The organism is Sorangium sp. So ce119 (genome assembly GCF_051524405.1).
GTDB lineage: Bacteria > Myxococcota_A > Polyangia > Polyangiales > Polyangiaceae > Sorangium > Sorangium cellulosum_G.
This window is the reverse complement of record NZ_CP150310.1, coordinates 9,771,935-9,794,599: the sequence shown is the minus strand read 5'-3', so window position 1 is coordinate 9,794,599 and position 22,665 is coordinate 9,771,935. Positions and strand designations below refer to the sequence as shown.

The following is a 22,665-nucleotide window of genomic DNA, read 5'->3' as shown; positions in this document are numbered from 1 at the left end:
AGATCCAATAGAGGATAGACGCCTCGGCGCGACCCGTCAGCGGGCCGGCGGCCCCGCGCCGGCGGGGCCGCGCCGCAGGGCGAACGCGATACCCTCCTTCAGCGTCCGCAGCGTCACGACGCCGCCTACACCGACGCCCTGGTCGACGAGCGTCTGCGCTATGCGCGGCTGGATGCCGGTGAGCACCACCTGGGCGCCGAGGAGCCTCACCGCCTTGGCCAGCCGGCTCATCGCGTCAGCGGCCTGGGCGTCGATGACGCCGACGCCGGTGATGTCCAGGACCACCGTCGCGGCGTTGTGCGCGATCACCCCGTGGAGGAGGGTCTCGAGCGCCGCCGCGGCGCGGGCGCTGTCGAGAATGCCGATCAGCGGCATCGCGATGACCTGATCCGCCACCGGCATGAGCGGGGCGGACAGCTCGCGGACCATCTGCTCGAGCCTCATCGTCTTCTCCGCGACGCGCAGCTCGAGCTCGGCGTTGAGGCGCCTCACCTCGTCCTCCGCCTGCCGGCGATCGGTGACGTCGACGCCGATCGCCTGGAACTCGGCGTCCGGCCCCCCCTCGCCGAGCGGGGCGCGGTTGGTCCAGTGCATCCAGCGGGTCGATCCGTCCGGGCGCACGACCCGGTGCTCGGTGTGCACGATGGGGTTGTCGGGGCCGAGCTTCGCGAACTGCTGGTCGAGGAGCAGCCGGTCCTCGTCAGGGACGAGCGGCGTGAAGCGGTGACCGACCAGCTCCTCCTGCGTCTTGTCGAAGTAGCGGCAGTACACCTCGTTGACGAAGGTCAGCGTGCCATCCATCCGGAAGCGGCAAATGAGCTCGGTCTGGTCCTCGACGATGCCCCGGTAGCGGGCCTCACTCTCCCGCAGGGCGATCTCCACGCGCCGCTTCTCGGCGAGCTCCCGCTCGAGCTCGGCATTCCGCCGACGGAGCATCTCCAGCTCCGTCTCTGCAGCAGCACCGGTTCTCGCACCGACCTCGTTCATGATCCCGTGGTCCCTCGAAGCGCAGATGGAAGGCGGCGCCCTTCCCAGCCACCGTACCAAAAGCAAGGCTGCCCCGGGCGAACTTCGGACGTCCGCTCGCCGCGCGCAGCGCCTCCGACACCGCACGACCTTCACGTTCGGTCGACGTACGCGAGCGCACCGTCGCCGATCGTGCGCTCCGATACCGTGCGAAGCTCCGGTGAGGATACGCTGCCCGGATGACCCCTCGGACCATCGATATCCTCGATCCAGACCTCTACCTGGCGGGCGCGCCGCACGATCGCTTCGAGATCCTGCGCCGGGAGGCGCCCGTCTACTGGCACCCCGAGCCCGCGGGCAGGGGGTTCTGGGCGATCACGCGGCACGCCGACGTCGCCCGCATCTCGCGCGACCCGGCCGCGTTCTGCTCGGGGCGCGGCCTCTTCATCGAGGATTTCCAGCCGGGGGACATGCGCGACAACCCCGATGTCATGATCATGATGGACCCGCCCCGGCACGCCCGCTTCCGCGCGCTGGTCAACAAGGGGTTCGCGCCCCGTGTCATCCAGCGGCTCGAGCAGCACGTGCGGGAGCTCGTGACGGGGCTCATCGACGAGGCGTGCGCGCGCGGCGGGTGCGACTTCGCCAGCGACATCGCGGGCAAGCTCCCCCTGGCCGTGATCCTCGAGATGCTCGGCGTGCCCCGCGAGGATCAGGAGCAGATGCTCACCTGGACGACGCAGTTCTTCGGGGCCAGCGACCCGGACCACGGCGTCACGCCAGAGGAGCTGAACGCGGCGCTCCACAACATGAACGCCTATGCCCACAGGCTCGCCGAGGAGCGGCGGAGGGCGCCCAGGGACGATATGCTCAGCCTGCTCATGACCGCCGAGGTGGACGGCGAGAAGCTCTCCTACACGGAGTTCGGCGGCTTCTTCAACCTGCTGCTGACGGCCGGCCACGACACCACGAAGAACCTCATCTCCAGCGGGATGCTCGCGCTGATCGAGCACCCCGACCAGCGCCGGCGCCTGCTCGCGGATCCCTCGCTCCTCCCGACCGCCATCGAGGAGATGCTGCGCTTCTCGCCGCCTGTCTATTACTTCCGGCGCTCGGCGGTGCGGGACACCGAGGTGGGCGGGCAGCGGATCGCGGCCGGGGACAAGGTGGTCCTCTGGTACGTCTCGGCGAACCGCGACGAGGCGGTCTTCAGGGATCCGCATCGATTCGATGTCGGCCGGACGCCCAACGAGCACCTCTCCTTCGGCGTCGGCCCCCACGTGTGCCTGGGCCTCGCGCTCGCGCGCCTGGAGGCGCGGGTCGCGTTCGAGGAGCTCCTGCGCAGGCTCCCCGATCTCGAGCTCGCCGGGCCGACCGTGCGGCTCCGCTCGAACTGGGTGAGCGGCGTGAAGTCGATGCCGGTCCGGTGCGCGCGCCCCGCCAGGTAGCGCGCGGAGGCCCCGGACAGGCCTGGATCCGCGCCCCGGCGGCGCGGTACGGTCACCCGTGACCGAGACTGTCCTGCTCATCGACGACGACCCCGGGTTCCGCGACGCCTACCGCGAGCTGCTCGCGCAGGAGGGCTACGCGGTGGCCGAGGCCGGGGTCGCCCCGAAGGCGCTCGCGGAGCTCCGCCGGACGAGCGCGCGCCTCGTCGTGCTCGACCTCATGCTGCCGCCGTCGGGCCGCCCGGAGGAGGGCGCGGCGCTCGCGGAGAAGATCCTCGCCGAGCGGCCCGCGGCCAAGGTGATCGTCGTCTCCGGCGCGGGCGAGACGCCGCTCGCGCTGCACCTCGTCCAGCGCGGCGTGTACGACTTCCTGGCCAAGCCCGTCGACCCCGACGTGCTGCTCGCCGTTGTCGCGCGCGCGGCGGCGCGCCTCGCGCTGGAGGACCGGGTCGCGGAGCTCGAGCGCTCGCTCACCGCCCGCGAGGGCGACGCCTCGGCGCTGCTCGGGCAGTCGGCGGCCTTCTTCGAGGCGAGGACGCTGTGCGAGCGGGCGGCGCCGACCGACGTGCCGGTGCTCATCACGGGCGAGTCGGGGACCGGAAAGGAGGTGTTCGCCCGGTACCTGCACGCGAGGAGCCGGCGCAAGGACAGGGCGTTCATCGCGGTCAACTGCGGGGCGCTCGCGCCGACCCTGCTGGAGTCGACGCTGTTCGGCCACAGGAAGGGCGCCTTCACGAGCGCGATCAAGGACGCTCCCGGCCTGTTCGTCGAGGCGGACGGAGGGACGCTGTTCCTCGACGAGATCGGCGACATGGATCCGGCGCTGCAGGTGAAGCTCTTGCGCGTGCTCGAGACGGGCGAGATCCTGCCCGTGGGCGCGGCGCGCCCGGAGACCGTGGACGTCCGCATCGTGTCGGCCACGCACAGGGCGCTGGAGTCGATGGTCGCGAACAAGACCTTTCGCGACGACCTCTACTGGCGCGTGCGGGGGATCGAGATCGCCTTGCCGCGGCTCGCCGACCGGGTGGGCGATCTGCCGCTGCTCGCGCAGCACTTCCTGAACATGGCGCGGGCGCTCGTGCCGCGCTCGCCCGCGACCGCGATATCGCCCGGCGCGATGCGGCGGCTCGAGGCGTGCGACTGGCCCGGCAACCTGCGCGAGCTCCGCCACGAGATGCAGCGCGCGCTCGTGATGGCCGGGGGAAGGGGAGAGATCCTCGAGGAGGACCTCTCCCCGGCGCGGCGAGGCGGCGCGCCCGCAGCCGCGGCCGCGGGCGGCGACGAGCCGGGCGAGGGGGCGACGCTGGAGGAGAAGATCGCGGCGCTGGAGCGGCGGGAGATCGCCGCCGCGCTCCGGGCGACCCAGGGGAACCGGAGCCAGGCAGCGGCGCGGCTCGGGCTGTCGCGCCAGGGGCTGCTCAACAAGATGGATCGGTACGGGCTGAAGTGATGGGCCGGGCGAGGATGCGGTGGTGAGGTAAAAATCTGCTCACCTGAAAACGCAACCGCAATCGGCGGGCACCCACAAAAACATGAGCCGCGCCGAGCTCGGGCCGGCACTGAAGGGACCGAGAGCGCGGTTCGTCATGATCTGCAGCTCGTACTGCGCCGCCCAGGGTCGTCCCTGGTCTCAGGAGAGAGGGAACCACAGAGGCACAGAGAGCACAGAGGGAAGACAAGTGAGGAGAGAAAAGATTCTATTCTCTCCTCTGTGCCCTCTGTGCCTCTGTGGTTCAATTTCTTCCCCTCTCGGACCAGGGACGAACCTGGGCGACAAGGTACCAGCTCGGACCGATCGGGACGACGCCGGCCGCTCAGCACGTGCGATGTCGCTCGCTCGCTCGCCGCTCGCGCAGCGAACATCACCATTCGAGCAACTTCAGGAGGAGTCATGGCGCTTAGCAGAATGATGCTTGTGGGCTGTCTGTCGCTGGTCGGATCTGCCCTCGTCGGCTGCGGGCTCGCCGGCGCCGATCGCGTCGGCGAGGGGAGCGGCAACGTGGTCGCGACTCCCCCCACGTCCGAGGGCGACGGCTGCACGCTCACGCAGGGCTACTGGAAGAACCACGAGGAGAGCTGGCCTGTGTCGTCGCTCACCATCGGTGGCGTGGCGTATTCGCAGGAGGAGCTGCTGGAGCTCTTCCGGACGCCCCCGAAGGGCGATGCAAGCCTGATCGTGGGCCACCAGCTCATCGCCGCGCTGCTCAACGTGGCGAGCGGCGCGAGCGACGCCGCCCTCGGCGGGGCGCTCGCGGACGCCGAGGCGTGGATGGCCGCCAACAAGGACGCCGACGGCCGGCTCCCGTACGGCGTGAAGCGCGGCAGCGCGGCCGACGCCGCCGTCTCGCTCTCGGGCGCGCTCGCGGACTTCAACGAAGGCGGCATCGGCCCTGGCCATTGCGACGACGGGCCCGGCAGCGGCTCGGGCAGCTCCGGCAGCACGGGCGGCGGTGACGGCGGCGACTGTGATTGCGATGGCGGCACCGGGAGCACCGGCGGCACGGGCGGCAGCGACGGCGGCACGACCAGCACCGGCAGCGGCGCGGGTGGCTGCGGCCACGACGGCGGCACGAGCAGCAGCAGCGGCAGCAGCAGCAGCGGCACGGGCGGGACCGGCGGCAGCAGCGGCGATCCGGACGGCGGGGAAGGTGGGTCCGCCTGGACGTGCGACGCTCCCTGCAGCAACGGGGACGCGTGCTCTGCCGGCTACTCCTGCGTCCTCGGGTGCTGCACGTTCGTCGCCAACTGACCGCCTTCGGGCCGGAGCACCAGTGACGGCCTGAGCCCGCCGGCCATCAGATCACCGCGCCACGGATCCTCGCGTGACGGGAAGCGGGCTACTCCCCCTCTCGTCACGCCGCCGCGCCGGCCAGGCGTGGCAACAGCGATGGCCAGCTCCGCGGCGGCTTGAACAGGTACGCCGGCTCGGGACCATCGACGATGTGCTCGACCTCGTCGAGCTGACTCCCCGGCAAGAGCACCCCACCCAACGACTCCCGCACGAGCGGTATCCGCGCCGGATCGAAGCCCATCCCCTGCGACGCGATCCCGTCGACCACGCTCGGGTCGAACCCGCCGATCAGCAGCCCCGCGCGCACCGGCGTCGCCCCGAGCGGCCCCTCGCCCTCGCCGGCGACGATGCCGTCGACGATCGTCAGGTACCGCCGCTGCGGCTCCCCGCGCAGCGCGCCGCTCCGGTCCGCGAAGAACAGGATGCGGTTGAGATCCAGGATCGTCCGCCAGAGCGTGTTGTTCCCCTCCCAGCTCCCGTCGATGACCTTCGGCGGCGCCGCGAGCCGCGGCGCGCGCGCCACGAGCGAGTGATCGCCCGGGAGCGGGAGCCGGCTCAGCTTGTTCTCCACCGCGTCGCCGAGGCCCTGCGGCCGGTCGAACTCGTCGCCGCCCACCGACGGGTCGCCCTCGGTGAAGTGCGGGAGCCAGTACTTCTCGTTGGTCAATCCGATCACGCTCTTCAGCGAGAGCGTGACACCGGTCTTCTTGTGCGTCTTCAGCTTGGGAAGGTTGATGACGACATCCGCGTCGAGGAGCGTCTGGGGAATGCTGTACTCGTGCCGCTCCCCGCTGTGGTGCGGCACCGGCGTCGCGTAATGGCTGCGGTGGAACCGGAGCGCGCCGGAGCGCGGGGCGCCCGCGGCGGCGAAGAAGCTGTCCCGGCCGAGGTCGACGACCCGGTAGCCCCGGGGATCGCCGGGGAGGCGGCGGCGGAGGAGCAGGCCGAGGTTCCACGAGCGGCCGAGGCGGCGCACGTCGTCGAGGGCGAACACCGGCGCGACCCGGAAATAACGCAGGTCGATGAAATCGATGTCGTGCCCCTGCGCCTTGAGGTGGTCGATCACCTCGAAGATGCCGAGCGGGCCCGCGACCTTCTCGATCTCGCAGCCCTCGACAGGCGAGTCGACGACGCGCACCCGCCCGCGCGGGCCCGCGGCGCGGAGCGCGTAGTCGAGCACGGGGCGGAGGAGCGAGCCGTGCGTGCTCGAGGCCGCGAGCCGCTCGCCCGTGATCTTCTGGTGGAGGTTCTTCGACGAGACGAGGTTCGGCTTGATGATCACGCGGTCGCCCGGCGCGATCAGGTCGCCGAGCGGGTTCCACGCGGGCGTGCCGGCGCGGGCCGCGTCGAGGCCGAGCCGCCGGAAGAGCGCCTCGACGGCCTCGTAGACAGGGTTCGGCGGGTCGAACGGCGCGCGCTCGGCGTAGCTCACGCCCGGCCTCGAGACCGTCACAACGCGGTTCATCGTCGCTGCCATCGGGGGCTCCTCGTCAACCGCCCGCGCCGCTCTCGCCGGGCGAGAGGATCACCGCCGGCGCGGCGCGCTGGAAGTCGACGTTCAGGCGCGAGACGCTCGCGAGGTGCTTGCCCGTGCGGACGAGCGCGATGTCGTCCGCGAACTCGACGGAGATGCGCATCCGCTCGCCGAGGTAATGGCGGAACGTCGCGAGCACCTCGTCCAGCACCTGCTGCGAGAACCGCCCGCCCTTCACGACCCGGAACGTGATCGCGTCGCGCTCCTCCTGCACCACCTGGAAGCGCTTGATCGCGTGATCGAACTCCTTGAGATAGTGCGCGAAGAACGTGCCTGGCAGATACCGCCCGTCCGTCCCCCGGATGATGGACTGGACCCGCCCCTCGATGCGGCCCACGCGCGGCGCCCCCCGGCCGCACGGGCACGGCACGGCCGGATCCATCGCCTCGGCGAGATCGCCGATGCGGTACCGCACGAACGGCATGCAGAAGTTGTTGAGATCGGTGATCACGACCTCTCCGATCTCGCCGGGCTCCGCGGGGCGCCCGTCGCGCAGGACCTCGACGAGGTAGCCCTCGGCCACGACGTGGTGGCCCTCGTGCGCGTCGCACTCGTACGCGATGCCCGAGAACTCGCGGCTCCCGTACTTGTCGAAGACCTTGCAGCCGAACGCCTCCTCGATGAGCCGGCGGCTCGGCAGCGGCAAGGTCTGCGCGCTCGACATGATCGCGCGCGGCCGGGCCGCGACCTTGCCGGTGCTCTTGACGTAATGGGCGAGGAAATCGAGCGCCTCGGCGTAGCCGTCCATGAGCACCGGCTGCACGTCGGCGATGCGCGCGATCATCTGGCTCAGGTTGTCGTCGGACAGCTCGAAGATCGGGATGAACGTCCGGTTCGACAGGATCGCGTCCGCGCGCTCGCGGGCCGCCTGCCACTTCGTCATGCCGATCGTCTGGTGCCACAGCCGCACCGTGGGGTCGCCGAAGCGGTACCCCGTCCACTCCTGCGCGCGCAGCGTGGCCGCCCAGCGGAACTCGAGCTGCGCCCTGTCGGCGTAGCAGACGAACGGCTCGCCGGTGGAGCCGCTGGTCGTGATCTTGAGGACCTGCGACTTGTCGTGGTTCTCCGACATGATGTCGAAGTAGAGGTGGCGCCGGATATCCGCCTTCGTGAGGAACGGCAGCTTGTGGAGGTCGTCCTGGCCGCGGATGTCCTCGGGCCGGAGCCTGAGCTCCTGCATGCGCGCGCGGTAATAAGGCACGTTGCGGTAGCAGTGGCGGATGAGCCGCCGCAGCTTCTCGTCCTGGAGCTCGCGCGTCTGCGCCGGCGCGAGCCACTGCGTCTTGCGCAGCGTCTCGTAATAGTGCTCGACGTCGCGCGTGATCATCCAGTGGGTGTGGTTGAACGCGGCGAGGTACGCGCGCCACTTCGCCGTGGTGAGCGGATCGCGCTCGGGCGAGCGGCTCGTGACCGGGTGCCGGCGGAGGTACTGCGTGGCGATGTCGGCCGGGATCCTGTCGACGCGGTACTCCCACACCGCCTTGCCGAGGTCGTGAAACGACTTGGCGACGGCGCTCACCTCGCGCTGGTCGAGGAAGGAGGTGCCCTGTCGCCGCTGCTCGAAGAGCGTCTCGACCTCCTTGTACGAGTAGCCCTTGGCGTGGGCGGCGACCAGGATGAACGACTGCCAGTAAAAGTAGCTCCCCTCGTACGTGAGCAGGTCCTGGAAGACCTCGCGCGCGCACATCACGAAGCCGCTCTTGTTGTCCTGGAGCGACATGCCGAAGGTCTTGTTGAGGAGGTAGTTGAGCCCGCGGCTCAGGTGATACCGCCTGTCCCGGCGCCGGCCGACGGCGCTCCGCCAGCCCTGGACGACATCGACGCTGTGCTCGTAGAGCTCGCGCCGGAGGCGCAGGAGGTCCTCGGGCTGGTACTGGAGATCGGCGTCGATGATGGCGACGAGCTTGCCGCGGGCGGCGGCCGCGCCGGTGCGCCACGCCGCGGTGATGCCGCGGTTCTGCGGGTGGAAGCACCCCACCACGAGCCCGGCGTGCGCGGCCGCGAGCGCCTCGATCGTGGTCTTCGTACCGTCGGTCGAGCCGTCGTCGACGAGGATGAGCTCGCCGGCGAGGCTCCCCTCGCGGAAGACGCCGAGGACGCGCTCGGCGAGCTCGGGGATGTTCAGCTCCTCGTTCAGACAGGGCACGATGACGGAGAGCTCGATCGACGTTTCGGGCGGCGTCTCGGGCGGCGTCTCGGGCGGCGTCTCGGGCGGCGTCTCGGGCGGCGTCTCCGGAGCGAGCTCAGAGGGGGTTTCGGGCATGGTGGGTTTGCGGGGGGTCACAGGGGGACGCAGCGGAAGCACGCGCGGATCGGCAGCGCGTCGTGCGGCGCGGCGCGGCGCTCGGTCACGCGGAAGTGGCGCGCGAGGAGGCGGCCGAACTCGTCGGGCGTCCACTGGTGCAGGTGGTAGACGTCGCCGCCCCACTGGATGCGGTCGCGCAGGAGGTAGCCGACCGGCGTGCGGCGGACGATGCCCTTCAGCTTCGCGATGAGCGGGTCGTTCGGGACCGTGATGGCGGCGACCCCGGCGGGGCGCAGCAGGCGGGCGATGGCCGCGAGGACGGCGGCCGGGTCGACCGTGTGCTCCAGGACCTCGGTGCAGATGATGCGATCGAAGCTCGCGGCGGGGAGGTCGAGCCTGTCGATCTCGCCCTTGAGGAAGCGCGCGTCGTAGCCCGCGAGGTTCTTGCGGGCGGTGTCGAGGAAGACGTCGGAGACGTCGATCGCCGTGATGCGCGCCCGCGGGAACATCCGCAGCACGTGCCCGCCGCCCGAGCCGACCTCGGCGAGCTCGAGGCCGGCGCAGTCGCCGAGCATGTCGCGGATGATGGCGAGCCGCTCGCGCTCGATGAGCCGGATCGGCAGCGGGGCGCTGTCGTAGTAGTCGTCGATCGGGTGCTCTCGGGCGAGGCGGTCGTTGAGCGCCTCCACGTCGATGTCGCCGGCCACGTTCGGCATGGCCGCCCCATAGCACGGGGGCCGCGGTGCCTCACCCGGGGGGCGGCGCCCCGGGAGGCAGGCGGCTGGCCTGCGGCTCGGGGGTGGCGCTATCCTGTGGCGAGGACTCCGGCAGATGGGCAACGCCGCAATTCGACAGGCCGCCATGACCTTCGAGGCCGCTGCGCGCCTCGATCCAGACGACGCACCGGGAGAGCTCGACGCGGGGAGGTGGGTGCCGGTGACGAAGAACACGTGGCGGCACGGTGAGGTCGCCGGCAATGTCTACCTGCTGCTCCGCCTTTATGCGCGCCAGCATCCGGGCTGGAGCGTCGCCGTGGGCGACCCAGGCACCAAGCTGGGCCATGATCCGGACGTCCTGCGCGGCCCCGACGTGGCCATGGTCCGGGCGGATCGCAGGCCGCAGGGGCGCGGCGCCGACGGCTGGCTCGAAGGGGCGCCGGACGTCGCGGTCGAGGTCGTCGGAGACAGCCAGTCGGCCTCCGAGCTGGCCAAGAAGGCGCTGGAGTACCTCGCGGCCGGCGCGAAGCTCGTCTGGGTGCTGGATCCAGAGCCGGGCCGGCTGATGATCTTCACGCCCCCCAACCAGATCCGCGTGCTGGGGCGCGGCGACGCGCTCGACGGCGGCGACGCCTTGCCCGGCTTCTCCTGCCGGGTGGACGAGCTGTTCGAATAGGTCGAGAGAGCTTCCCGGACCCGTGGAAGCGGGCTCCCGCTGGACACGCCGGCCGGGCGCGGCGCGTGGTGTCTGCGCTGCCGCCTCAGCGCGCGCCGGTCGAGCGCGGGTAGCTCCCCAGCACCTTCACCATCTCGCAGCGGGCGCGCAGCCGCTCGACCGCCTCGGCGACGCGCGGGTCGCTCCGGTGGCCCTCGAGATCGACGAGGAACACGTAGTCCCAGTGCTTCTGCCGGCTCGGCCGCGACTCGATCCGCGTGAGGTTGATCGCCGCGTCGTCGAAGATGGCGAGCACCCGGCGGAGCGCGCCGGGCTCCTCCTGCACGGAGAAGACGAGCGACGTCTTGTCGGTGCCCGTCGGGGGCGCGTCGCCCGGGGCGATGACGATGAAGCGGGTCGCGTTCTCGGGGCGATCGTGGATGCGCTCGCGCAGCAGCGGCAGGCCGTAGAGCTCGCCCGCGCCGCGGCTGCCGATCGCCGCGGCGGCGGGGTCGCCGAGGGCCTCGTGCGCCGCCGCGGCGGCGGAGACCGTCTGGACGATCTGCGCGCCGGGGAGGTGCTTCGCGAGCCAGAGGCGGCACTGCGAGAGCGCGTGCGAGTGCCCGTGCACCCGCGCGACGCCGCTCAGCCCCGCCGCCTGGCTGAACAGGCAGTACGCGACGTCGAGCACGAGCTCCTGCCGGATCTGGAGGTCGCTCTCGATCAGGGCGTCGGCCGTCAGCGTCACCGACCCGTCGGTCGAGCTCTCGACCGGGACGACGCCGCAGGCCGCCTCGCCTGCGCGCACGGCGTCGAAGACGCCCTCGATCGTGCCCGTCTCGCGGTAACGGGCCGCCAGCCCGAACAGGTGCCGCGCCGCGACCTCGGCGAAGGCGCCCTCGGTGCCCGGAAAGGCGACCTTCATGGGCTCCTCGAGCGACAGGCAGGCGCTCATCACCTCGCGGAACACCACCCGGATGGCGTCGCGCGGGAAGCGGCCCGCGCCCTTCGCCTGGAGCCGGGTGAGGACGCGCCGCTCCCGCTCCGGGTCGTGGAACTGCGTGGCGTTCGCGGCGCGCTTCGTGTGCGCGACCTCGACGGCCACCTCGGCCCGCTCGGCGAGGAGCTCGAGGATCCGGTCGTCGATGCTGTCGATGCGCACACGAAGCTCGTCCAGGGTCGCCATGAGCTGCTCCACCTCGGAAGGGGCGGCCATCAAAGCGCAGGGGGCGGCCCTGCGCAAGGCTCGCCTCGGCACGGGGGCGTGCGCGAAACGCGCGCGACGGAGACGGGCGTCAGGGGCGAAGCGGCATCCGTGCGGGCTCGACGCGTGGAGCGGATGGGCGAGAGAGGACCGGTGAGGGCGCAGAGGAAGAGGGAGCTCCTGGCGCGGGCGCGGGAGGATCGGGCGCGGGCGCGGGAGGATCGGGCGCGGACGCGGGAGGATCGGGCGCGGGCGCGGGAGGATCGGGCGCGGGAGACGTTACGCTTCCGGGCCGAGCACCGGGGCGGCGACGGACTCGGTGGCCGTGGCCTTGAGGCGGGAGCGTCGTTTCAAGCTCGTCCGGTAGCGCGACACGAATCTGGCTGTGATCCTGGGCTGGTCGCGAAAGGCGTAGCGGCCGCCCTCGCGGATCTCCTTGGCGAGCTCGTCGGCGGCCCAGAAGCAGCGGTTGCGGAGCTCCAGGGCGTGCGCGGCGCTCGCGTCGGAGGCCTCGTTGGCGGCGGCCTCCGCGAGCTCGTCGGCGAGCGCGATGGCGCGCTCGAGATCCTTTCGGGTGATGTCGGTCACGCCGAGCGCGCTCTCGTGGTCGGACCAGAAGTCGACGAGATCGCGCAGGTCCTGGATGGTGTCCGCGAGGCCGGAGCCGTCGGCGATGCGCGAGAGCTCTGCCTGGGCGGCGGCGTCGTTGCGGCAGCCCCACCGGCCGCCGGCCACGAGCTTCGCGTCGAGCGCCTCGGCCTCGTCGCGGAGCTTTCGCTGCGCGGCCGTGAGCTTCACGGCGCCGCGCGCCCTCTGCCACGCTTTCTCGAGCGCGCCGAGGCGCCGCGCGAAGCGGGCGAGGAGATCCACCTTGTCGGCGGTGATACCGATCCTGGAGAAGCGCGCCTGCTGCGCGTGCGCGAGGCGCGAAAGCGAGGTGAGCTCGCGCTCCGCGACGCTCACGGGCATGTCGGGCGCGGCCGCGTACGTCGGGTCCAGCGCTAGGAGCGCCTCGTCGGTGGTCGCGTCGGCGCGCGGGGGGCCCGGGCGTTTCGTTCGCGGGGTCGGCGTCTTCGTGGACGATCGGAGCTCAGCCTTGCTGGAGACGGGTTTGCTCTTGGCGGTTCGATTCGGGGGCACAGGTTCCCTCCTGGTTCAGCACAACCGGGGGATGGTCGCTCATGAGGAGCCGCTGTCAACAGCGCTCAACGGGGCCAGACGTCGGAATGTTGCTGCAACGATGTTCTTGCGCAGCTTCCGATAGCGGGCGTCCGGCGATCGGAGAGGACGGCGGCGCGACTTCCTGGCTCTCGTTCGTCGCGTATTGACACGGTGCGTCCTGCTGTGGATACGTGGCGTCAACAACAAACCTTGCATCGGGGATCTCGAATGCGACACGCGGGCTGGTTCTATCGTCTCGTGGTGTGCTGTGCTGTGGTGCTGTTGCTCGGGCGGGGGCACGAGGGCCTCGCGCTGGCCGGGCCTTCGGAGCCGCGCCTCTTGCCGCTGTCGCCTCCGGGCGGCGGGGTGGCGCTCTCCACGGTTCCTTTGCGGTTGCCGAGCGACGGCGCAGGGGGTCTGTCGCTGGGGCCTCGTGTCGACGCGCCGCTCATCGAGGACGTGGGGGCGCCTCATGGCGAGATGGTGCTCCCCGACAAGGCCCGGGTGGTGGCGTTCGCGGGGGCCGCGCTGGAGATCCCCGAGGGCGCGGTGGACGAGCCGGTGCGGATCACGATTCGCCCGCTCGACCCAGGCGACGTGCGGCCGATGGGGAGCGCGATGGTCAATGTCACGCCTGGAGGGAAAGCCTACCGCTTCGGGCCGCACGGGCTCAGGTTCAAGAAGCCCGTGCGGCTGACGCTGCCTTACGACGAGCACGCCATTCCGCCGGGGATGACGGCGCAGCACATCACCGGCTTCTATTTCGACGAGGCGCTCGGCGCGTGGCAGCGCGTCGAGCGGGCCGGCGAGGCCGCCAAGGGGACGCTGGCGAGCCTGACCGATCACTTCACCGATTTCATCAACGCCACGCTGGCGATGCCCGACGCGCCCGGGGCGCGCTCGTTCGATCCGAGCAGCATCAAGGGGCTCGCGCTCGGCAGCCCGCTCGCCGGCGTGACGATGATCGCGCCGCCGGAGGCGAACTCGAGCGGCTCGGCGCATCTGAGCCACCCGATCGAGGTCCCGCCGGGGCGCAACGGCATCCAGCCGTCGCTCGCCATCCGCTACGACAGCGAGCATCGCAATGGCTGGCTCGGCGTGGGCTGGGATCTGCGGCTGTCGCGGGTGGAGATCGACACGCGCTTCGGCGTACCGACGTACGCGACGGGTGAGGAGCGGTACGCGCTCGACGGGAGCGAGCTCGTGCGGACCGGCGACGCGTCGGGCGAGCCGCAGGTCTACCGGCAGCGGGTGGAAGGGCGCTTCGCGAGGATCCTGCGCCACGGGACAGGACCCGACAGCTATTCGTGGGAGGTCACGGACAAGGACGGGACGACGTATGTCTACGGGCGCAGCGCGACAGCGCGGCTCGCCGATCCGGACCCGGGCCGTCCGAGCAACGTGTTCCGCTGGTACCTGGAAGAGGTCCGCGATCCGTTCGGCAACCAGATGTTCATCCATCACGCGCGCTGGTCGGACGCCACCGGCCCGGCGCCGCGCGTCGAGGTGCACCCCGAGCGAATCGAGTACACGGCCAACACGTCGCAGGGCGTGGACGCAGCATACGCCGTGGATTTCATCTCGGAGGGCGGGCGCCCGGACGTGATGCTGAGCGGCAGGCCGGGCTTTCTGGAGCAGACCAGCCAGCGGCTCGCGCGCGTGGACGTGCGGTTCGGCGATACCGTCATCCGCAGCATTGCGCTCGAGTACGCGCAGGGCGACTTCGGCAAGAGCGTGCTCCAGGCGATCGCGGTGCGCGGCAAGGGGAGCCGCAGCGCCGACGGCACGCTCACGAGCCAGGAGCTCTATCGGCACACGTTCGAGTACTTCGCCGCGCCGCGCACCGCGACGGGGCAGCCCGCCGCGTTCGCGGCAGACGCCGTGACGTGGGGGCAGGCGTGGTCTCAACGTGGCCTGTCGCGCACGGAGGACTCGACGTTCGGCGGCAGCGTGTCCGTGGGGCTGCTCGGCATCGTCAGCGTGGGCGGCGGCGGTTACAGCGGCAACCAGACGACGCGTGCCAGCCTGCTCGATCTGAACGGCGACGGATTGCCCGACTTCGCCGGCGACGGCGGGGACGCGCTGCGCAACCTGCTGCGCCTTCCCGACGGGAATCACCTCGATCCGTTCCACCTCAGCGGGCTCACCAGCGACGATCTCGGGTTCACGGACACCTCGGGATGGAGCGTTCACGCCGGCATCAATGTGGGCGATGCGCTCAGCGCGTCGGCGGCGTACACGCGGAGCCGGGCGGAAGACGAGCGGGTCGTCTCGGATCTCAACGGCGACGGGCTCCCTGACCTCGTGTCGGTCGGAGCGCTCGGGCAGCTCCAGGTGGCGATCAACGATCGACGCGGCGGGTTCCAGGGCGTGAGGGACTGGGGGACCCTCGACGACAGCGCGCCTTCGGGCAACCCGGACTTCACGCTGGCGTCGCGCGCGGACTTCCATCCGGCCGACCCGATGCTCCGGTGGACCGCGCCGTTCGAGGGGGATGTGCGCATCGAGGGCGTGCTCCAGAAGCAGGAGGCGGGGGGCGACGGGGTGCGGGTGGAGCTGGTTCGCAACGGGGAGCTGCCGCCGCTGTTCAGCCACGTGTTCGGTCCGGACGAGCTCGGGCCGTGCGCGGTGGGCGCGGGCGATTGCGGGGGCGCGGCGCTCTCGGTCCACGTGATCGCGGGCGATCGCCTCTACTTCCGGGTCAGCGCGGCGCCCGAGATCGACCCGGAGCGGGCGGTGAACACGGCGTCCGACCTGCTGTCGTGGAGCCCGTCGATCACCTACGAGGTCGGCGAGGAGCTGCTCGGGCACGTGGGGCCGGACGGCCGGCCCATCCATCGATTCGCGTACGCCGAGGATCACCGCCTCGGAGGGCAGCCCGAGGTGCCGTGGGTGGCGTCGTCGGACGGCCTCGTGAGCATCACGGGCGATCTGGTGAAGGCGTCGACGAGCGATGCGCTGCGGGTCTCGATCGCGCGGGAGAGCGAGGGCACGTTCCGCAGCGTGATGGATGAGGAGGTGGTGAGCGCGGACGCAGGGGTGCTGGCGCTCGCGGGGCGGATCCATGGCGACGCGAACGGCCTTGTCGAGGTGAAGGAGGGCGATCGGCTGTGGTTCCGGGTGAAGTCGGATGTGCCCGACGACCCGGCGCGCGTCGCGTGGACGCCGACGGTCGACTACCGGACCTACTGCCGCGCCGATCGACGGACGGGTGAGCGACGCTGCGGGCCGGTGGCGTGCGCGATCCAGCCGAACGGGCGCGCCGGCTGCAAGCTGGACAGCGACACGGCCGAGGACGCGGCGCTGCCGGTGGCGCTCCTCCAGCAGCAGCCGTACGTGGCGATGCCGGTGCGGCGGTGGAGGCCGGCGCGCCGGGCGCCGTGGATCGCGCCGGAGACGGGGACCGCGCGGCTCGAGGGGACGCTGGTGGTGCCGGGGACGAGCACGCTTGCCCAGCCGCTGACGCTGCTGGTCCAGGGCGTTCACCGGCTGCTGTACAAGCAGTCGTATTCGGCGCCGAGCAGCGCTGGAACCGCGTATCCCGTAACCGTCGACCTGGAGGTCCAGGCCGGCGAGCCGATCTACGTGACGCTCTTCTCGGAGCAGACGCCCGGGGGCTTCGCGGTCCTGAACAGCGCCAGCATCGATGGGGAGCCGGTCCAGGTCGCCTTCCTCGTGCCCGATCCTGCGTCCGAGGCGCTTGTCGACGGGGCGCCGCAGGATCCGACCGCCGGCGGATTCCACGGCTGGTCGGTCGGCTTCATGAACGGAGACCGCGCGTTCTCCGAGGCGGACATCCTGTTCCCGACGCGCGATCCCGAGCGCGGGTTCACGCTCGCGGTGCCGCTCTCGCCGGAGGAAGGCGCGCCGGTCTGGGGCGCGGCGTCGTCGGAGGCGTTCGTGGGCGGCGATCGGGTGCTGCCGTCGGTGGTGGGGCGGCTCTCGGGGCGGCGCCAGCGGGGCAGCGTGCGCTACGCGGAGACGTGGAACGCGGAGCTGACGGCGGGCGCAGGCCCCGTGGGCGGGGGCTACAGCTTCGGCAGCACGACGACGGATCTGGAGCTGATCGATCTGAACGGCGACCGCTATCCGGACAGCGTGACGCGCGAGGGCGCGGCGCTCAACACGGGCGCGGGGTTCGGTGCGAGCGCGTCGTTCTCGCTGCCGGACGCGCTGCGGCGGGTGGAGCACCGGACGGTGCGGCTGAGCGGCGACCTCGCGTCGCTCACGTTCAGCGGGGGAGACGAGGAGGAGCAGACGCTCAACAAGACCGACAGCCGGGGGCGCTCGCAAGGCTACCTGCGCACGAGCTTCAGCGCCGGGACCAGCTACGGGCTATCGGCGGCGCACGTGGAGCTCATCGACATCAACGGCGATGGGCTTGTCGACCAGGTGGCGCAGAACCCCGAGAGCGGGCAGATGACGGTGGCGCTGAACCTCGGGTATCGGTTCACGGCGCCGGTGCCGTGGCAGCGGGGCGGGTTCAACAAGGCCAGCTTCAACGCGGGCGCGCTGAACGATGCGCTGGGCGAGGTGCTGGGCTTCTTCACGGACGCGGCGGGCGTGGAGGCGGTGCGGCTGGAGGACACGGGCGCGCAGAGCGTCGGGTTCGGGGCGAACGCAGGCGGCTCCAGCGGCGCTGTGAGCGCGAGCGTGGGCGCGGGGATCGGGTACACACGCACGACGGCGCGCACGATCGTGGACTTCGCGGACGTGAACGGCGACGGGCTGCCCGACAAGGTGATGAAGGATCCGGCGGAGGCGTCCTTCCGGGTGCAGCTCAACCTCGGCGACCGGTTCGCGGCAGAGGAGGAGTGGCCGGCCGGCGGCTGGGGCGTGAACATCGACCCACCGGAATACGCGTTCATGGGGAGCGGCGATGCGGTGAGCTTCCGGCGCTCGGAGAGCCTCGACGGCAGCGTGTCGCTCCAGGTCTGTTACTTCGTCTGCATCGGCGGGTCGGTCTACTACTCCGAGGGAACCGGCGCGTCGCACCTCGGGTTCGAGGACATCGACGGCGACGGGCTGGCCGATCACGTGCTGAAGCAGGACGGCGACAGCGCGGTGCGGGCGCGGAGGAACACGATCGGCAAGGCGAACCTCCTGTGGCGGGTACACCGCCCGCTGGGAGGGAGCGTGGAGATCGACTACCGGCGCGAGGGCAACCTGGTTGTGCCGAGAGAGGTGCCGGCGGGCGGGCCGGTGGACGAGAATGGCCTGCCGATGGACGACGCGCGCACGGAGGCGGACGATCGCACGGCGGCGGTGGACATGCCGTCGAGCCAGTGGGTGCTGAGCGATGTGGTCGTGCGCGACGGCGTGGAGGGCGTGAGCGGCGCGCACGGGGTGCACACGTACCGGACGCGCATCGAGACGTTCGTGGACGGGGTGTACCACCGGGACGAGCGGGTGGACCTCGGGTACCGGCATGTCACGACGACGACGCTCGACGAGGATGGGGTCTCCGCGATGGCGATCGAGGAGGCCGGCTATTGGAATGAAGACGTTTACCGGCGAGGATTCCTGGCGCGCTCGGCGCTGCGTGACGGCGACGGGATGCTCTACACGGTGGAGGAGATCGACCACCTCTCGCCGGACCTGGCGCACATCGCGGCGAACGGGTGGTTCTTCCCGAGGGAGACGGAGCGAAGGAGCGCGTTCTACGAGGGGACCACGGACGACCCGGAGGCGACCCACAAGAGCACGCGAGAGACGCGGTCCCATGACGAGGAGGGCAACCTCACCGGCGTGTACGTGTACGGCGAGGAGGGGACGACGGCCGACGACGTGCACCACCACGTCGAGTACGAGAAGGACGACGCACCGTACATCAGGAAGCCGAAGCTCGTCCGGACGACGGACACGGAAGGACGCGTCCTGCGCGAGCGCACGGCGACGTACTGGCCCAGCACGGGCGCGCTCGAGACGCTCACGAACGTCATCACCGGGGGCAAGCGTCCGGACGGGTCGCTGTACGCCGGCGACGAGGCGACGTGGCGCTTCGACTACGATGACCTGGGCAACCTCGAGACCTTCACCGACCCGAACAGCTACACGCTGACCTACGGCTACGATGAGCTGACGCGCAGCTACCGGACGTGCGTGGTCGACAGCTTCGGGTACCGCTCGAACAGCGTGCCCAACGTGCTGTACGGCACCGTGGCGCAGGAGACCGATGTCAACGGGCACACGATCGCGCATCGATACGACGACTTCGGCCGGCTGATCGGGGTCTGGGGGCCGAACGACCTCACCGAGGCGCAGGCGCTCCCGGTCGACTGCACGCCGAGCAAGATCTGGAGCGAGGACGAGCTCGATGGGCAGGGCGAGCCGGCGGTCGGGCTCGAGTATGCGCTCCAGCCGGATCAGTCGACGGCGATGCCGGCGTGGGCGAGGACGAGCCACAAGGACGTGGAGCACCCGGACGACCCGATCGTGACGGTGACGTTCGCGGATGGCCTCGGGCGGGTGATCCAGACGAAGAAGGACCTGGAGCGCGACACGGGCACGGGCACCGAGGTCGGGATGACCGTCAGCGGCGCGGTGGTGTTCGACGCGCTCGGTCGGGTGGTGGAGCAGGGACAGCCGGTGTTCAGCGCGGAGCCGGACACGACGTTCACGGCCGTGGAGCTCTTGCGGAGCACGCGCTTCGAGCACGACGTGCTGTCGCGGACGCGGCTTGTCGAGGTGCCGGACCCCAAGGCGACGCTGACGGGCGGGTACGCGCAGACGCGGGTCGAGCGCGACGTTGTGCAGTTCGACGGGCAGCTCCTGTTCCAGGAGACGGTGATCGACGCGAACGGCAAGTCGCGCAACACCTACCGGGACGTGGGCGGGCGGATCGCGGCGGTGGAGGAGTGGAACACGATCGACGAGGTCGAGCAGCAGATCGTGACGCGGTACGCGCACAACCCGCTGAGCGAGCTGGTGCGGGTGACCGACGCGCGGAGCAACGCGACGGAGGCGAGGTACGACACGGTCGGCCGGATGGTGGAGCTGGTGAGCCCCGACGCGGGGCGCACCGAGTGGCGCTACGACCTCGCCGGGAACCTTCGCGGGAAGCAGACGGCGGAGCTCGCGCGGGGCGGGCAGCTCATCCGGTACGAGTACGATTTCAACCGGCTGAGGAAGATCGACTATCCGGTGACGCAGGACGTTGTGTACGCGTACGGCAGCCCCGAGGAGGCCGGCGATGCGCAGGGCAACCGCGCGGGGCGGCTGGAGCAGGAGACGAGCGTGGCGGGGACGCGGAGCTACCGCTATGACCGGTTCGGCAACGTGGCCGAGCTCTCGGCGGAGTTCCCGCGGCTGCGCGAGCCGCACCGGGGGCCGTACCAGGCGGGGCTGAAGTACGTGTTCGACTCGCTGGGTCGGATGCAGGAGCTACACTTCCCCGGCTCGGGCGAGGAGGTCGTGCGCTACGGGTACGACCGCGGCGGCCTCTTGGTGTCGGCGGTCGGGGAGAACCAGCAGGTCAATCCGCAGCACCCGGACGAGCCGAGGACGACGGAGTACCTGAGGCACATCGGGTACGACGAGCACGGTCGGCGGGTGCGGGTGGTGGCGGGCAACGGGGTCGAGACGAAGTACCGATACGACCCGTCGACGCGGCGGCTGTCGGACGTGGACGCGGATCATCAGTCGGCGCAGATGCGGCGGATGGGGCGCGGGCCGAGGGCGTTCCAGCGGCTGCGGTACGACTACGACCTCGTGGGCAACGTGCTCGCGCTGCGCAACGAGGCGCAGTTCGACGAGTCGCTGGGCGGGGCGGTGATGGTCGCGAGGACCGAGCAGCGGTTCGCGTACGACGACCTGAATCAGCTCACCGAGGCATCGGGCACCTACCAGGAGCGGGGGAACGAGCGGCAGGGGTACGCGCTGGAGATCGCGTACGACGTGCTCGGGAACGTGAAGAGGAAGGGGCAGGAGGTGGCCCGGTACGCGCCGAAATGGGGCCCCCCGGCCGGGGAGTGGGAGAAACAGGGCGTCATCCAGGAGAGGACGTACCGCAACGAGTACCGCTACACCGGGTCGCGGCCGCACGCGGCGAATCAGGTGGACGAGTTCGTACATGCCGAGGCGAACCCTCGGCTGCGGGAGCTGTTCTACGACGCGAACGGCAACCACAAGGAGTGGAGATACCGGGATAACCTGCAGCGCACCCTGGGCTGGGACGAGGACAACCGGCTGGTGTCGGTGAGAGAGAACAACCAGGAGGTGTCGCGCGCGCTGTACGACGGCGCCGGGGAGCGACGGGTGCACCGGCACGGGGTGGCCGGCGAGGAGGAGACGGCGTACGTCGACCAGCACCTCGTGGTGCGCAACGGGGTGGTCGCGACGAAGCACATCTTCGCGGGCGAGACGCGACTGGCGAGCAAGATCGACGCGGACTGGTTCCAGAGACCGCCGGTGATGTACTACCACCCCGACCACCTCGGGAGCACGCAGTACGTCACCGACCAGGACCAGGAACTGAGCCAGCACGTCGAGTACCTGCCGAGCGGGGAGCTGTGGGTCGACGAGTCGGACTCGCGGTTCCAGAACCGGCAGCCGTACCTGTTCACCGGCAAGGAGCTCGACCTGTCGACGGGGCTCTACTACTACGGGGCGCGGAGCTATGAGCCGCGGCTCGGGGTCTGGCTGAGCCCGGATCCGATCCTCGATCAGTACATGCAGGGGGCGCCGAACGGCGGGGTGTACGATCCGATCCACCTGGGGGTGTACACGTACACGCGGAACAATCCGCTGAGGTTCGTCGACCCGACCGGGATGAGTGAGACATGCGCCGGCGGTAGCTGCGAATCGTATGCGGGAGCTTTGGACTCCGAGGCTCAGAGCGTCGAACGAGCCGCCACAGAATGTACCTCCGGCGGATGCGTGAGCGTGAGTCCCACTATCGTGCAGCTGCATGAGATAAGGCAAGAGCAGGCGGCGAGGGAGCACGCGGATCGGGTCGCCAGGGAAGATGTACCCGTAGAGACCCCACTGGTCGATCCGATCGACCTGCTGGGCGCTGGAGGCGCACTCAAAGCCCTGTTGACGACCGGAGGCAAGGCGCTGGCCAGGCTGACTGCGCGGAAGGCCATCACGAAGGCGGAAGCTCTTGCCGCAAAGGCTGGATCCGGCATATTCGGAGAGAACACCGTCGGTGCGGCTGCCCTCAGAGCGCTGCAGACAGGCGGAAACAAGATCAACCCTGGAACCGCGCAGGGGCTGAATGAGGCACTCGGGATGAACCTATCCCGGCGAGAGTGGGGCCGCGCACTGGAGGCCCTAAAGACCGAGCGCGGGCTTCCTCCGAACTTTCATGGGAAGATTCTGTCGTCCGGGGATTACGTGGACGAAGTGGGAAATGTAATTGACAACCTATTGGCGTACGTACCATGAGTAACGATGGGCAGGACTTTATGGAGTCTCGAAGAACTCCCTATAATGAGCTGTATCCTACCTGCGAACGAGCAGATGCTACTCTGCGCATATACGCCGAGTGTATTCATCCGCAGGAAATTACTAGGCGGCTCGCCGTGGAACCGGACAGTGTTCAAGTGAAAGGAGAGGTGAGGGTCAACAGCGTCGGTCGTGCCAGGGTCATTGGAGTTAACGGTTGGTTTATTTCTTCCGAAACCAAGGTTTCGTCGAAGGACTTGAGGCATCATCTCGACTGGATTATTGGCGCTATTTACCCGGTTCGAGAGGCGCTGCTCAAGCTTCAACAGACTCGAGGCGTGAAGATGGACGTCAGCTGTGTGTGGTGGTCGGCGCACGGACATGGCGGTCCGACGCTTTGGCCGGAGCAAATGCGTCCATTGAGTGACCTCGGGCTGGAGTGCGGCTTTGACGTGTATTTCTTCGGTGAGGATTGGCAGCAAGTCAGGTAGGTAAATTGCCGATTCACTCCGGCAATCGTTGTGTACCGCGGGTTGCCAATAATGCGGGACCGGCGCA

Annotated in this window: 12 protein-coding genes; 6 read left to right on the top strand and 6 right to left on the bottom strand. The window is 70.3% G+C overall.

Annotated elements, in window-relative coordinates:
• Positions 1 to 36: 36 nt before the first annotated feature.
• Positions 37 to 936: a PAS domain S-box protein gene (locus tag WME76_RS36965; RefSeq protein ID WP_437956888.1), complete on the bottom strand. Its 900-nt coding sequence runs from the start codon at positions 934 to 936 to the stop codon at positions 37 to 39.
• A gap of 269 nt (positions 937 to 1,205) precedes the next feature.
• On the opposite strand from WME76_RS36965, the gene WME76_RS36960 reads away from it, so the two are divergent.
• The 3 genes from WME76_RS36960 (at position 1,206) to WME76_RS36950 (ending at position 5,163) form a co-directional block, all read left to right on the top strand.
• On the top strand, positions 1,206 to 2,414 hold the full coding sequence (locus WME76_RS36960) for a cytochrome P450 (RefSeq protein WP_437956887.1): 1,209 nt from the start codon (positions 1,206 to 1,208) through the stop codon (positions 2,412 to 2,414).
• 58 nt (positions 2,415 to 2,472) lie between these two features.
• The gene (locus tag WME76_RS36955; protein WP_437956886.1) at positions 2,473 to 3,864 is read left to right on the top strand and encodes a sigma-54-dependent transcriptional regulator; all 1,392 of its coding nucleotides are present in this window, start codon (positions 2,473 to 2,475) and stop codon (positions 3,862 to 3,864) included.
• Between the two features lie 441 nt (positions 3,865 to 4,305).
• Positions 4,306 to 5,163, top strand: coding sequence for a hypothetical protein (locus tag WME76_RS36950; RefSeq protein WP_437956885.1), 858 nt, complete (start codon positions 4,306 to 4,308; stop codon positions 5,161 to 5,163).
• A gap of 103 nt (positions 5,164 to 5,266) precedes the next feature.
• Here the strand turns inward: WME76_RS36950 and WME76_RS36945 are convergent, their stop codons facing one another.
• Genes WME76_RS36945 through WME76_RS36935 form a run of 3 tightly spaced genes read right to left on the bottom strand, consistent with a single transcriptional unit; the run spans position 5,267 to position 9,700 of the window.
• A complete protein-coding gene (locus WME76_RS36945; RefSeq protein WP_437956884.1) occupies positions 5,267 to 6,682 on the bottom strand; it encodes a DUF362 domain-containing protein in 1,416 nt (471 codons plus the stop codon).
• Between the two features lie 13 nt (positions 6,683 to 6,695).
• Complete coding sequence (locus tag WME76_RS36940) at positions 6,696 to 9,002, bottom strand: glycosyltransferase (protein ID WP_437956883.1); 2,307 nt, start codon at positions 9,000 to 9,002, stop codon at positions 6,696 to 6,698.
• 17 nt (positions 9,003 to 9,019) lie between these two features.
• The gene (locus WME76_RS36935; RefSeq protein ID WP_437956882.1) at positions 9,020 to 9,700 is read right to left on the bottom strand and encodes a methyltransferase domain-containing protein; all 681 of its coding nucleotides are present in this window, start codon (positions 9,698 to 9,700) and stop codon (positions 9,020 to 9,022) included.
• A gap of 115 nt (positions 9,701 to 9,815) precedes the next feature.
• On the opposite strand from WME76_RS36935, the gene WME76_RS36930 reads away from it, so the two are divergent.
• Complete coding sequence (locus WME76_RS36930) at positions 9,816 to 10,376, top strand: Uma2 family endonuclease (RefSeq protein ID WP_437956881.1); 561 nt, start codon at positions 9,816 to 9,818, stop codon at positions 10,374 to 10,376.
• Between the two features lie 85 nt (positions 10,377 to 10,461).
• Here WME76_RS36930 and pheA read toward each other — a convergent pair whose 3' ends face one another.
• Together pheA and WME76_RS36920 are read right to left on the bottom strand one after the other, a co-directional pair.
• Positions 10,462 to 11,541, bottom strand: a complete 1,080-nt coding sequence (gene pheA / locus WME76_RS36925) for a prephenate dehydratase (protein WP_437956880.1) — start codon at positions 11,539 to 11,541, stop codon at positions 10,462 to 10,464.
• Between the two features lie 297 nt (positions 11,542 to 11,838).
• Positions 11,839 to 12,699, bottom strand: a complete 861-nt coding sequence (locus WME76_RS36920; protein ID WP_437956879.1) for a hypothetical protein — start codon at positions 12,697 to 12,699, stop codon at positions 11,839 to 11,841.
• Between the two features lie 249 nt (positions 12,700 to 12,948).
• On the opposite strand from WME76_RS36920, the gene WME76_RS36915 reads away from it, so the two are divergent.
• Positions 12,949 to 22,107, top strand: coding sequence for a SpvB/TcaC N-terminal domain-containing protein (locus WME76_RS36915; protein WP_437956878.1), 9,159 nt, complete (start codon positions 12,949 to 12,951; stop codon positions 22,105 to 22,107).
• The gene (locus tag WME76_RS36910; protein WP_437956877.1) at positions 22,104 to 22,598 is read left to right on the top strand and encodes a DUF4279 domain-containing protein; all 495 of its coding nucleotides are present in this window, start codon (positions 22,104 to 22,106) and stop codon (positions 22,596 to 22,598) included. The genes WME76_RS36915 and WME76_RS36910 overlap by 4 nt, the downstream gene beginning before the upstream one ends.
• Positions 22,599 to 22,665 lie beyond the last annotated feature (67 nt).